The 13,153-nt window shown below is 40.2% G+C and carries 14 protein-coding genes; 11 read left to right on the top strand and 3 right to left on the bottom strand.

Annotated elements, in window-relative coordinates:
- From CYLST_RS24785 to CYLST_RS24765, 5 genes are all read left to right on the top strand, one after another.
- The gene (locus tag CYLST_RS24785) at positions 1 to 1,947 is read left to right on the top strand and encodes an NERD domain-containing protein (RefSeq protein WP_015210487.1); all 1,947 of its coding nucleotides are present in this window, start codon (positions 1 to 3) and stop codon (positions 1,945 to 1,947) included.
- A 24-nt stretch (positions 1,948 to 1,971) separates the two neighbouring features.
- Complete coding sequence (locus CYLST_RS24780; protein WP_015210486.1) at positions 1,972 to 3,741, top strand: PhnD/SsuA/transferrin family substrate-binding protein; 1,770 nt, start codon at positions 1,972 to 1,974, stop codon at positions 3,739 to 3,741.
- Positions 3,742 to 3,755: 14 nt separating this feature from the next.
- On the top strand, positions 3,756 to 4,697 hold the full coding sequence (locus CYLST_RS24775; RefSeq protein ID WP_015210485.1) for a 5'-nucleotidase, lipoprotein e(P4) family: 942 nt from the start codon (positions 3,756 to 3,758) through the stop codon (positions 4,695 to 4,697).
- 312 nt (positions 4,698 to 5,009) lie between these two features.
- Positions 5,010 to 5,210 (top strand): hypothetical protein, encoded by a 201-nt coding sequence (locus CYLST_RS24770; RefSeq protein ID WP_041233255.1) that lies wholly within the window; start codon positions 5,010 to 5,012, stop codon positions 5,208 to 5,210.
- A 301-nt stretch (positions 5,211 to 5,511) separates the two neighbouring features.
- Positions 5,512 to 6,684, top strand: coding sequence for a calcium-binding protein (locus tag CYLST_RS24765; RefSeq protein WP_015210484.1), 1,173 nt, complete (start codon positions 5,512 to 5,514; stop codon positions 6,682 to 6,684).
- Between the two features lie 105 nt (positions 6,685 to 6,789).
- On the opposite strand, the gene CYLST_RS24760 is transcribed toward CYLST_RS24765, so the two are convergent.
- Positions 6,790 to 7,056, bottom strand: coding sequence for a hypothetical protein (locus CYLST_RS24760; protein ID WP_015210483.1), 267 nt, complete (start codon positions 7,054 to 7,056; stop codon positions 6,790 to 6,792).
- A gap of 365 nt (positions 7,057 to 7,421) precedes the next feature.
- On the opposite strand from CYLST_RS24760, the gene CYLST_RS24755 reads away from it, so the two are divergent.
- The 3 genes from CYLST_RS24755 (at position 7,422) to CYLST_RS32515 (ending at position 9,782) form a co-directional block, all read left to right on the top strand.
- A complete protein-coding gene (locus CYLST_RS24755; protein ID WP_015210482.1) occupies positions 7,422 to 7,655 on the top strand; it encodes an EF-hand domain-containing protein in 234 nt (77 codons plus the stop codon).
- Positions 7,656 to 7,761: 106 nt separating this feature from the next.
- Entirely contained in the window at positions 7,762 to 8,106 is a 345-nt protein-coding gene (locus CYLST_RS24750) for a hypothetical protein (RefSeq protein WP_015210481.1), read from the top strand.
- A gap of 140 nt (positions 8,107 to 8,246) precedes the next feature.
- The gene (locus tag CYLST_RS32515; RefSeq protein ID WP_015210480.1) at positions 8,247 to 9,782 is read left to right on the top strand and encodes an eCIS core domain-containing protein; all 1,536 of its coding nucleotides are present in this window, start codon (positions 8,247 to 8,249) and stop codon (positions 9,780 to 9,782) included.
- A gap of 274 nt (positions 9,783 to 10,056) precedes the next feature.
- On the opposite strand, the gene CYLST_RS24740 is transcribed toward CYLST_RS32515, so the two are convergent.
- Both CYLST_RS24740 and CYLST_RS24735 read right to left on the bottom strand, forming a co-directional pair.
- Positions 10,057 to 10,356, bottom strand: a complete 300-nt coding sequence (locus CYLST_RS24740) for a hypothetical protein (protein WP_015210479.1) — start codon at positions 10,354 to 10,356, stop codon at positions 10,057 to 10,059.
- A gap of 89 nt (positions 10,357 to 10,445) precedes the next feature.
- The gene (locus tag CYLST_RS24735; RefSeq protein ID WP_157162638.1) at positions 10,446 to 10,802 is read right to left on the bottom strand and encodes a hypothetical protein; all 357 of its coding nucleotides are present in this window, start codon (positions 10,800 to 10,802) and stop codon (positions 10,446 to 10,448) included.
- A gap of 215 nt (positions 10,803 to 11,017) precedes the next feature.
- Here CYLST_RS24735 and CYLST_RS32510 point away from each other — a divergent pair, with 215 nt between their 5' ends.
- The 3 genes from CYLST_RS32510 to CYLST_RS24720 are packed head-to-tail and all read left to right on the top strand — an operon-like array spanning position 11,018 to position 12,794.
- The gene (locus CYLST_RS32510; RefSeq protein ID WP_015210477.1) at positions 11,018 to 11,551 is read left to right on the top strand and encodes a hypothetical protein; all 534 of its coding nucleotides are present in this window, start codon (positions 11,018 to 11,020) and stop codon (positions 11,549 to 11,551) included.
- A complete protein-coding gene (locus CYLST_RS24725) occupies positions 11,548 to 12,315 on the top strand; it encodes an HTH domain-containing protein (protein WP_015210476.1) in 768 nt (255 codons plus the stop codon). The genes CYLST_RS32510 and CYLST_RS24725 overlap by 4 nt, the downstream gene beginning before the upstream one ends.
- Complete coding sequence (locus tag CYLST_RS24720) at positions 12,312 to 12,794, top strand: hypothetical protein (protein ID WP_015210475.1); 483 nt, start codon at positions 12,312 to 12,314, stop codon at positions 12,792 to 12,794. The genes CYLST_RS24725 and CYLST_RS24720 overlap by 4 nt, the downstream gene beginning before the upstream one ends.
- Positions 12,795 to 13,153 lie beyond the last annotated feature (359 nt).

The following is a 13,153-nucleotide window of genomic DNA, read 5'->3' as shown; positions in this document are numbered from 1 at the left end:
ATGATAAACAGACAAGAGAATGATAAAAGACGCCCATCAAATAAAATACAAGCCGCAAAGAGTATAGGTAGATTAACTTTAGCTGGAATAATCACTTTTACGGTTGGGGCATTTACAAGTTTAGACCGCTATAACAACTATTGGGACAAAACAATATTTCGTGTCCAAACTGTTGATTTTAACATCTTATCTCACACTTTACCAACGAAACTCTCTTATGCAATAACTCAAAACCAACCTGAAGAAGTACAACGCACCTTAGATAGTAATTACAGTCTGTTTGGGTTAATTGTGACAGATTCTAGTGGACAAAAAATTATTGCCTACTCTGGTAAAAATTCTGACCGTTCTTCCTCTTGGAAAGCTGCTCTCAATCCAGAAAAATTAAAAAATCATTCTTACGATTTGTTGCTTGACCCTCCTCCTGTCTTCTCTCAGTGGACTTATAGTAATTCTCATGCTATTAACCGTACCGCTACTAATTTAACAAATAAAGGTCGAGTTATTGGCAGAGTTTACTATGTTAGGGGTGTAAGACCAACCTTCCAGGATGATTTTTCAAACTGGTTGAGTAATCCCCTATCTGAAAGTAGTCGCATTCAAACTTACACAATGACCTTACTGGCCTGTGTCACAGGTGGCTTGGCTATTTGGACTTTTTTAGAATACATTCTTTACAAAAAACGGGTATCTGAAGCTAAAGCTAAAGAAAGAGAACAGACATTAAAAGATTACAATAAAGCCTTAGCAATTCAATTAGCTGAGAGAATAAATGAACTAACATTATCCCAAAATCAAAGAGAACGAGAAAAAAGTGAATTAATTAGGGATACTAATAAAGTTCGTAATCAGAATAATAAGCTTTATCAGGAAATTTCTCAACTGAAGGAATCGCTCAATAGGTTGCCAAAAAATGCAGAAGATTTAATGCCTCTGCAAGCCGAACTAGAAAAAACTAGATTAGAAGCTGAACAAAATCTAAATAAACAGAAACAATACCAACAAAATATTGGACAATTAAATGAGCGTTTGCGGCTTGCTCAGAAGAAACAACTAGAAGCTACTGAATCAAATGAAATTAAAGAAAATGAATTAGCTCAACTCCAAAAACAAATACAGGATATTGAAAATTCTCGTTCCTTGGCTGAATCTGAATTAGAAGAACTCCGAAGTAATGAAAAAGGTTCCCAAAAAATTATTACTGTATTAGAACAAAAATTATATAATCAAATATTGGTACAAGAACAACTTAACACTCAACTAGAGCTTTTGCAAAATTCTTTATTAGAATCTCAACAGCGAGAACAAGAATTAGCACAGCGTGAAAAGCAGACACAAGCTGAATTAGAGATTTTAGGCGAAGAAATTGAACGTATAAAAGAGGATGAAGGTCGGCACCCTTTAAATAATTTTGAAGTGTCCATTAAAAATACCTTAGAGCAGCATTTTTCTTCAGAAAGAGTATTGACACAATTTGATGTAGGTACTGGAAAGCAAGGGAGTAAGTTTACTGATTTCATAATTGTTATGAATAAGTGCTGTATCGTTATAGAAGCTAAATCTTATCAGGGAACAATTACATCTGTTGGTAATCCGCGTAATACTGGATGGACTTGTAATACAGGAACTAGAAAACTGTATATTTATGCTTGTTGGGGAGAAAACCCTTATCAGCAAGTTAAAACTTATGCCGATTCTTTGTACCAATATGTCAAATCGTCAAATCGGAATAGATTTCCTGTATATGGTGTTGTTGTATTTCCGGCGAACTCGGATATTGATAATGACATTGAATCTAATATAGGTGGTTTTTACAGAGTGACCACACTGAATAATTTGATTACTGTTATTGAACAATTAGACAACCAATCTCATTTACAAAATGCAAGAACTTATCAACAAATTTTGCAAAGACTTAATGGTGTACCTAATCAACAAGCAGCTTAATCGTAAAAATACAGGTGGTATCTAGTGTCTAATTCTAAAAACAATCATACTTTTATAAAGTTTATAGCATTTGCTGGAGTTTTGAGTTTATCAGGTTGTAAGCCTAATCTACCCAAACCCCCAGTTTCCTCACCTTATACTGTCATTGAAAATAAGCAGCAAGGCTTACAAACAAGTTCTTTAACCATAGGAATTTTGAGCAAGCCTGGTTACTATCAAGAACTAACTACTTACTTACGTTCTCAATTTGGTAATAAAGTTCAAATAGTCCTTGATGGTGATGAATCTATTTCTTATGAAGAAGTCCGAAAAAGGCTTATAAATAAAGAGTGGGATATTGCCTTTACTTTATCACCAATACTTTCTATAGCTGCTAAAAATAACGATTATCGTTTTGCAGCCCGAATGTTTCCTAATAATCCTCCATATTACCAAGCAGCTTTATTTGCCAAATCTAACAGTAGTATTCAATCACTCAGTGATTTAAAATCTACAAATACTATTGCTATGGGAGATTTTAATTCAGCATCCAGCTTCTACATACCTGCTTATGACTTATTTGGTAAAAGTCTAAAGGTAAACATGGGGCATCGAGGAAAAGATATTAAAGATTTAGTCAAAACTGGAAAAGCTGATTTAGGAGCAGCCGCTTATGACACAGTTAAAAATGATAAAGCTTTCAAAATTATTCACCTAAGCAAGCAAGTTCCTGGTTCTAGTGTTTACCTATCACCTAAACTTTCTGAATCTGACCGTGAGATTATTAAAAAACTTATGCTTGATGCACCTGATAATATTAAAAAACAAGCTAATTATGGTAGTGGCGAAGAACCTAATTACTCACAGTTGATACATATTTCTCGCAAGGCAGAAGAAGTTTTACGATGTGCCAATTTTCAGATAAACCCTGTTAACTTTTTTTGCTCTAAATCTAAAAATACTCCAGTTCAACCATTAAATACTTCTAATACAGAAATGTTAGGGCAAATTAATGGATGGAGTCGCAGAGATAGTGAAACTGAAACTTTCAATTTATCGGGAAAAGATAATAAAGTTTACCAAATAGTCATACCTCGAAAAATTCTCAATCAAGTTCCCGGTGCTTCTAATCCAATCGCTTTACAGGGTAAAGAAGTCAAGATAATAAATGTTGTACCTCAAAAAACACAACGAGGAATCTTAGAATTAAAAATTACACAGCCTAATCAATTGAATTTATTAGAAAATGTGTCCAATTCTCCTACTCAATCAAGCGTTCAAGTAAAACGAGTTATATCTAATTCTCCCTCTCAGTCAAGTTATCAGGTCAAGCAAGTTGATGACGGCGATACAATAACTGTCACTGATAAATCTGGTGAAGAAATTAGAGTGCGATTTGCTTGTATAGATACCGCAGAGATACCTCATTCTGATGCGGAAAAAAACAGTACCGCTCCTGCTAATAAAAATCAGTTTCTATGGGGCAATAAAGCCAAAGAACGATTAGAATCACTAATAAAACCAGATACTCAGGTAACACTAAATATAGTAGATACTGACCGCTATGGTCGTAAAGTTGCTGAAGTACGTTTACCAGATGGTACTTTTACTCAACAGATATTAGTTAAAGAAGGATTAGCTATGGTTTATCGAAAATACCTGAAAAGCTGCCCTAGTGCCACTATTGTAGAACAGGCTGAAGCTGAGGCTAAACAACAAAGTTTAAATATTTGGGGGGACTCACAATTTATCGCTCCTTGGGATTGGCGATCACAGAAAAAATCATCAAACAAACCTAAATTAAAAACACTGTAACCACCACAGGAAAAATGTCCAAATTACCATCTCAATTCCTGACCATTACTGCATTAGCACCAGTGCTATTACTGTCACAATTACAACAAGGCACACAAGAAGGCATTACCAACCAACAATTAAATGATCAATCAATGATAGCAGTTAATTGGGTGCAACAATCTGGAGAATACAGAGCTTTAGCTTATCAAGCATTCAATATAGCCAAACTCACCTTTGACCAAGCTAAATCAAAAGACATTTCCCGCCCAGCTATTATTGTTGATATTGACGAAACGGTTCTTGATAATAGCCCTTATCAAGCTGGGTTATTTGATAGTGATAATGTTTTTCAACCCGATACTTGGAATCAATGGGTCAAGGAAGCAAAGAACAAATCTATTCCAGGAGCACTTGAATTTGTTAATTATGTAAATAGCAATGGAGGGAAGGTATTTTTTATTTCAGACCGAGACGGAAAGAGAGTTAATAAATATCAAAAAAGCGCTGTAGAAACAGCCACTATCAGTAATTTAAAATCAGTTGGATTCACAGGAGTAAATGAACAGACAGTTTTGCTAAAAGGAAAGTTTAGTAAAATAATTGATGGTAAAGAAAATACTTCTAAACAATGGCGAATAGAAGCAGTAAAGAATGGTAGTGCCGACGGAAAAAAGTATACAGTAATCGCTTTAATTGGGGATAACCTCAACGACTTTGATGAAACAGCAGGTAAGAAAAATCAACAACGTCGTGACCATGTAGACAAGAATCGCAATTTTTATGGTGTGCTTGATGCCATACCAAATGGGGTGATTGAACCTGCTTACATTGCCATTCCTAATCCTATGTATGGAAACTGGGAAACAGGAATGTATAACCCGCAAGCATTTAAAAAACAAAGTCCTTTAGAAATGAGTCCAGGAGAGAAAAATCAACAACGGAAAGAATCTTTAAACCGCTGGTTGCCCAAGTAATATCAAGTCCGGTTGATTAGTTATAATTCCCGCAAATGTGCAAAACAGCAATTAGCAATACTGGAATTGGGAATCTCTCTTGAGTAGAGTTAGGTTTTTGCGATTACCTACGGTAGGCTGCGCCAACGCACCTCTACAAAATTCTTAGGGGAAATATAGCGATCGCGAAGCGCTACGCCCTGGAATCGCCCTTCTATCCAATACAAGCGTGGAAACCACAATACAAACTAACTATAGCCAGAGTGATATGGATTTTGTAGTTGTCGATACAAAGGTAAAGTTAGTTGAGAAGAAATAAGTAAGCTAAATAATATGTCAAATGGCAAGTTTCGCTTTTTGAATAAAAACGACAGAATCTATTTAGAATTAGTTTATCAATTAATTATCGATATTCAAAATCGAGACTTAGATGTGAGTTTAGAGTCAGCTTTAAAGGTGCTGATAACTCATCAAGAATGGCATCACTGGCTATTGACCATGTTTGGCTTCAGTCAGGCTAAACCCGAACATTAAAGCATAAGGTAGAAGTGAGTAGAGAGTAGTTCACCTCTCGGTATTCACCACCCTCACCCAGAACACAGCCTCCAGCACCACCTCAAATGCCGGGTCAAACTGCTGTTAAGAAAGATAGATAATGAAGCTTTTTTCCGTTACTCAGAGAAAAATATCAACAACCACCGCTTGTCTTTCTTGAGTAAAAATTGCTTAGAGTTCAGTATTACCATATAAACCTTTGCTAGGATAATTTAAAGAGTACTAACTGCTTTTTGAAAGCTATAGGAATCTGAAAAAAATAATTCAACTAGGTAAAAGCATGGCAAAGATCAATGGTACTAGTGATAACGACTTCCTCAATGGCACGACAAGCAATGATTTGATTAGAGGCTTGGCGGGTGATGATATTTTATTTGGTAACGGGGGCAGCGATACCCTCGAAGGTGGGACTGGTGACGATTTCTTAGATGTTAGCAATTCAACAGGCGATAGTCTGCTTTTTGGTGGCGCTGACAATGATAATCTCTTTGCTACTAACACCTTGGGCGATAACACCCTTTATGGTGGCACTGGAGATGATAATTTGTATGTTGACTTTTCAGCAGGCAATAATCTACTTTTTGGTGGCGATGGCAATGATTTTCTTTCTGCCTCCACCTTTCTGATAGCTTTAGATTTCAACGGCCCTAAGCCGTCTGGCAATAACACCCTCATTGGTGGGGCTGGTGACGATTTCTTAGATGTTAGCAATTCAACAGGCGATAACCTGCTATTTGGTGGAATTGGAAATGATTCTCTGTCTGCGGAATTCTCATCTGGCAATAATACTCTCAATGGTGGTGCTGGCGACGATTACTTGAGTGTTGAATATGCAACAGGCGATAACCTGCTATTTGGTGGGATTGGCAATGATTCCCTGTCTGCGGAATTCTCATCTGGCAATAATACTCTCAATGGTGGTGCTGGAAAAGACACCCTTCGTGGTGGTTTTGCTGCTGATGTCCTCTTTGGAGATGGCGGTGCAGATACCTTAATTGGTAATGGCGGTAATGACACTTTAATCGGTGGCGCGGGTGATGATATTCTGATTGGTGTGGATTCTTCCGAGGAACAACCAGGTCAGTTAGAGCGGGATACACTCATTGGCGGTGCGGGCAGAGATACCTTTGTTCTGGGAGAGCCTTTCAAGCTTTATTACGATGATAGTCAGATTAGGTTCATCATCGCGCCCCCTCCAAATGAACCACCACCAAGCTATGCTTTAATTGCTGACTTTGAGCCAGGGAAAGATATTATTCAGCTTAAAGGAGCAATCGAGTATGAGCTAGAAAAAGTAAGTCTACCAAATGGTGTTTCTGGTCTAGGCATTTTCTTTGATGCTGATCGCTTTGATGGTAATGGTTCTGAACAATTGATTGGTATTATTCAAAGTCAACAATCTCTAAATAATCTGCAAATAAGTAATGGTCGAGCAATCACAACTATCACCTAACAACTCTGATAACTAAGCTATTACGCTTGTATAGCAGGGAACCCCACCATTTCCCTTAAGAAAATTATCAAAGTGTTCCTTGGGGCAAACCCTCCCCCAACACAATCAGGGAAACCATGCGATCGCTTCCAGCGGGGCGTAGCCCATCGCCTGCGGTAGGCTGCACAATCGCTTTTCCACCATTTCCCTCAAGAAATTATCGTAGTGTCCCTTGAGCGATCGCCCCACCCAATTCTTAGTACAAAAGAGGCGATCGCCTACGGTAGGCTGCACGGGGTATTGCAACGATTCACGAAAAATTCCGCCATATCGCTTAAAACACTTATCCAGAGAGCATTCCAGTGATTTTAGAATTCCTCTCTCATTTAACATCCAAAACATTGCCTGGTTTGAGCCAATTTAGGCAATGTTTAATAATTACTCTTTGCAATCATCAAGGTTTTGGGCGTTTCTCTGATGAGGTATCAGCTTCCGTTTTAGGCAATGAATAACTCTCTCAAAGAAATAGACCACTGGCAGTGATCACTTTTGGCGCACCGCAGATGAGCGCAACCTGTTATGAGTGAAAAGCTTCCTAGACAAGCATTTCACGCCAAATGGCGGAATTTTTCATCAATCTTTGCTATACCCCATCTAAGCCCCAGCGATACCCATTTCTACGTCTAAGGATACAAGTTTATTTAATTTTAAGAGATTAATGAGATATTAAGTTGAAAACCTAATTCAGATAGAAACTTATGACAACCGAGCAAGAGCTTCAATCTCTTTTTAATACCTTAGATCGCGATCAAGACGGTAAAGTGTCCATTAATGAGCTTTTTTTAAGTCCTGGCTTAAGTGCAATCATCTCATCAGAAACAAATACCAGTAGCCCCCAGGAGTTACTAATACGGTATGATTCAGACGAAGACGGTAGTATTACCTTTGAAGAGTTAAAGGAAGCAGTTGAGAAAGCAAATAATTTAACCTAGCAGTCAAAAAACCCAATACGGGGTACAGTTAGGTCGAGGGGGAGTATTATCTCCTTCTCCCGCAATTCTTAGTGGAATAATAGAACAGCACCTACTGTTCAAAACTATGGTTAAGAAATTATTTAATAAAGAATTTGGTCGCAGCCGGAAGCAAGCACTTGAAGAGAACGAAATTAGCACAGGTATAGTGCAGCATCCAGTCACGGGACGCTGGCAGACCTGGATTACCTTTACCGGGTTAGACATTCAGTGCATCACCGCCCACAACCAACGGGATGATGCTGATAAAGTAGCAAAAGCGATCGCTGATGCCTGGACTGAGGGGAAGTACCAAAGTGGGGAGGAGGTAACAGCATTTATTAAATCGCTGCCCTCAGACGCGCTAATTGACCCATTACCCCAAGAGGTAGTAGTGAAACTGAGTCAGCAGGCACTAAGGGCAAGAAAATAGGCTTTCATGTTTTCTTGTTGAAAAGTGATAACTCGGCTGTGGTTGTTGGTACCAGTAAATTGGGTGAAGATGCGGCAGAAGTCATCATCAGTAATATCTGGCAATAACTCGTAAACACTTCTACTTCAAGGATTGAGTAAATGTATAGCAGACAGCACAGAACTTTTAAAAATTCTTCCAATTCCTCAGACAAACCAGCAAAGAGTCAATTTGCACCGCGTCCCTTTGCCGCTTACCCTCCAAGCGAAGCGACACCCCAACAACAGCAAACGCCAAACTTACAGACTCAAAAGTCAGACGTAAATGAGTATAAAAGCGGCCTTATAGATGGCTCAAAACTTACACCCCGTACAACTCCAGCCCGGACACCAAGAATTCAGATGAAGCTCACCATCGGTCAGCCTGGGGATAAGTATGAACAAGAGGCAGATCAGATGGCGCAGGATGTGGTGCAGCGAATTAATGCCCCTCAGAGTGAAAGTGTTCAGCGTCAGGAAACACCTGAAGAAGAACTGCGAATGAAACCGCTGTCTGGTACTCTTGGGCGTCAGGAAATACCTGAAGAAGGAGTGCAAATGAAGTCAATGGTGCAACGTCTGTCTGTTGGAGGTGGGACAGATGCCACACCAGATATTGAAGAATCCATCCAGGGGGCAAAGGGTAGCGGACAGCCACTGACAGAAAATATCAAAGAACCGATGGAACGGGCGTTTGGGGCTGATTTCAGTGGAGTGAAGGTTCACACAGATACTCAATCTGACCAGTTGAACCAATCGATTCAGGCAAAGGCGTTTACCACAGGTGAGGATGTGTTCTTTCGCCAGGGGGAATATAATCCTGGGAGTCGAGGGGGGCAGGAGTTGTTAGCCCATGAGTTGACTCATGTGGTGCAGCAGAAGGGAAAAGGGACGGAGGGAGATGGGCAAGGAAAAGCGTTGCTACAGAGAAAGATCATGTTTGAGAAAGGTACGGAGTACCTAAACACCGAGGGAAGTGACCAAAAAGTATTTGGATTGAAAGTACCCGATATCTATAGGCAGCAATTATCGGAGGTGTCCAAATTGGAGAAAGAAGTATTGGTTATTGCCGAGCAACCAGGAAGTGGATCGGCGAGTTACAGTTACGACGAGGATAGACAAAAAGGAATAATCAAAGTGGGAGTATTAGACGAAAACTACGACGAAGAGACAAAGCAAAGTGTAGCGAAAAGTAAGATCATCGCCATGTGCCATGAAATGCAACATGCGATAGATGATTTAAAGGTTGGCAGCCCACAGGAAGGAAGGGTGAGAGGGAGTGGCCCGTGGTACGACAAGATCATGAGTGAACTACAAGCGCACGCGGTGCAGGCACAGGCAGGGAAGGAGATAATGAAAGAGGGTGTGAAAATATCACAGAATGATGAAATACTGGCATCGGGTTTTAATGAAGAGGGATTCAATCAAGGCGGTGTGATGTATAACAAATTGTTGTTGTACTTTAAAATGTACGGAGTGGATCTCGATGTGGGAATGGGGACAGGTGTAACGGAAGAAGAAAAAAATCAAGCACAAGTGAGCCAATTCATCTTCCTTAACTGGGATGTGATCAATGCCCTAATTGAGAAGGTGAATCCTACGGAGTCCAAGGGAAAGGGAGAAGAACTACAGCCCCTGGGAAAAAGGAAAAGAGAATAAAGAGTGATAGCCACTCTTATAGTGCGATCAGCTACGACAAGAGCTTTTCGCCATCGCCTCCTATTGTAGGGTGAGTTAACAAGGTAATGCACCGAACCAATCATCAGGTGCCCTACGGCGTAAACCACCAAATATCTTGTCAAATATCCTTTCTCATTTCCCCTAAGAAAATTATTGCAGTGTTCCTTGGGGAAACGCTCCCACCAATACAATCAGGGAAATATAGCGATGGAAAAGGAGGCCCACCATAGGTAATGGCATCCTAGATTTTCTGCTAGGAATCTTCTTTTAGAACATTAGCGACAACTATTAGCGCCTCTGCCATTTGCTCTTTTGAAGAGAGATTAAATAGAAAGGCGTTTTTGGCTGTGGTTTGATTCTGGCCTATTACTATTTGGGTTGTATTTTCACCACCCAGCAGCTTTGCCACTAGCTTTGCCTTTGTGTCTAAGTCCATGCACTTGGTCATTTCCGCAATAACCGTGGCCTTTAGCTCTGCATCCAAACTCTGGAATATTTGCTGCAAGAGTGCAGTCTTCTCTTCAGTAGTCAAGGCTTCCCACCCGATAGTCAATTTAAAATACCCTACCCTATTACAAAGTGCTTTTTATTTTTCTCCCTTCAGATAAAAGTACTTATGCAGAAATTTACAAATATTTATACTTAAGCGGGTACTTTTAACTTTGTTTCTGCCTTTTGGAGCAACATAGAGTGAGCGATCGCCTCTAGTATCTTGGCTTTATCGTTTCCAGAGAGGTGCGGCACAATCTGTGCAATTTCATCGCCTGTAAGGTAAATTGCTATTTCATTGGCTTCTACTTTTTCGATGCCTAGCCGCCGCATTGCTTCTTGTTTGATAGGTTCTTCTAGGCAGTTAATCAGGTTGAAGTAGTGGCTGGTCATAAGATCTTGCTGCTTGCCCGAAATAAGCTTGGAAATTACAGCATCGTTCACGCCACTTTCTCTCGATATCTGCGCCGCAGATTTTCCAGCAGCGATCGCCTTCTTGAGACTTTCCACTAGGATTTTTCTGTGATCAACCATTGATTTATGTAAGAGTTTAGTGTAATATCTTATTTATATCAAAGTTTTTGACTGGCTGCAATGGTGCAGGACTCTCTAATAAATCACACCCCCACTATTTAGGCATATTGGGGGCGGAACTTTTGCGTTTGTCTTTATATTATGTCACAAAAAACCGTTTCCCCATCCCCTCCTCTAAATTTGGAGGGTGCATGACTGAGCAGCACTATAGAATTACGCTTGATGAAGCCATTGCACACTATCAAGCTGGATGGATTACGACAACAGAACTGCTCGGTTTTTACTTTAAAATTTTCCCAAACTTTCCAGTTAAGTCTCAAAAAGAAATTTGCCAAGAATTAGGCATCAAAAAATCAGCTTTTTATGCAGCAATTATAAAGCTTGATAGTGCTGGATTATTACCTGATTCATACAAACGAGATATTTATGAAAATTCTGAACGCCAAGTAGTTAAGCAGCTTCAGCTTAAATTAGGTGGAGAAACTGAGGTTGTAACAACTATTGGCAGAATTGATTTACTGACTGATACAGAAATTATTGAGGTCAAACAAATTTCTGACTGGAAAGCTGCACTAGGCCAAGTTCTTACATACTCAGCATTTTTCCCAGAGCATACTAAACGAATTCATCTTTTTGGTGACTGTACACCAGAGAAACAAGAGGTTATTTGCTCAACTGTTTCAAGCTTTGGTGTTGTTGCAACTTTTGAAGAGGTGGAATCATGAAATTTTACAAGTTATCAGAATCTGATCTACCTCTAATTTTCTCTCTTAACGAGTCAGAGATTAAGGTTTGGTGTTGGTTGAGTGTGCATCTACCTTTTAATAACAGTAAGGATTTAGAGATTGATACATCGCAATTAGCTGAAGAAATTGGAATCAGCCGCCGCAGCGTCCAAAGGGCTTTGAAGACAATTCAGGAAAATGAAATCTTCGATGTTGAATTTACCAAAGCCAAGGTCAGAAGAAAAACGACACAGATGTCGCCTAACGACACAGATGTCGCCGAAACGTCATCAATGTCGCCGAAACGTCATCAATGTCGCCGAAACGACACAGATGTCGCCGAAACGACACAGATGTCGCCAAAGAACGCTGAAACCTTTACACAGCAAGCATCTCAAAACCCTAAGAATATTCAGACTTATACAGACTATATAGACTCTCTCTCAGACAGCGATAGAGAGAGTTTTTTAGAATTTGGCAATAAAAAGGCAAATCAGCTTCCTAGAGTTCCAGAACTTCCCCTGAAGTGGATTGAGTCACACTTCGAGGAGCTGCGATCGCAGTGGGAGAAGTCACGGGGCAAGATTCCTGCCAGTCAGTCGCAGAAGTGGGAAAATCACCCGCTGCGGGAAGAATGGTTAGAGAAGATTAGGCAGCTTGGGCCCCTTGGATTTCGGTCTGAGGATATGCCTAACGAGAAACTGAGATTTGAGTTTGTCAAGTGGGCCGAGGCTAATAACTTAATTTGGGGGGCAGATTCATGAATTTTGAAGATTTACCCCAATTAGAGCCTTTACCCCTAAATCCAGAGTCGGAAGGGGAAGATAAAGAGATTTTCTACCCTAGTTGGCAATGCTTTTGCTGTCATGATTCAGGAATTGTGCAGCAGCATCTAGCGCGGCTAATAATGCCCAAGTATTGCTCAAATCGCGACAAATGGCCTGCCTGCCAAAACTGCGGTGCTTTTAACGAGCGCTGGAGTGGCGCGGGGTTACAAAACTTTGATACCCGCTTTAACCTCAGAGTTTGCCAAAAATTAGACCTGATTAGCCGCAACGACTGGAAAGAAACTGTGCAGCGGCAAATTGATATTAAGGCTCTAGCCAAAAATATGGCCATGCCTGGGGTGAGCGATCGCACTGCCAACGATGCAGCAGAAGTACAGCAGCGCAAGCAAAATGCTGAAGCTTACAACTGGGCAGCCGCATCAACAGCTTATTTAGGTGGTGGTGAAGATGAATAAACGTGAGGGTTTAAAAAAGGCTGTAAAAATTTCCACCCTTGATGAGGAAAGCGATAAGCTACGGCCCGCTGAAAATATGGAGAGCAATCACAGTGTTGTTCGTAACCATAGTAACAACCCTTGGGATATTTACCCGCAGCAGTGGCAGATTGAGGGGGTTAATTGCTCCTATGATGGCAACACAATATTTTGGGGCGATAAAGAAATACTAGCTACTCCCAAAATCAAAAAAGAGTACCTAAACCCCATGTGGTATCTGCACCTGCTTAATGATAGTTGGCTGCATATACAAGCGATCGCGCTATTTTTAGCAGATGGCTCAAATTTAAGCAAAAGTGAATTAGCCTCTGCTTTAGCAA

The organism is Cylindrospermum stagnale PCC 7417, from assembly GCF_000317535.1.
Classification (GTDB): Bacteria; Cyanobacteriota; Cyanobacteriia; order Cyanobacteriales; family Nostocaceae; genus Cylindrospermum; species Cylindrospermum stagnale.
Note: the sequence above shows the minus strand (reverse complement) of the source record. Positions and strands in the feature narration are given on the sequence as shown.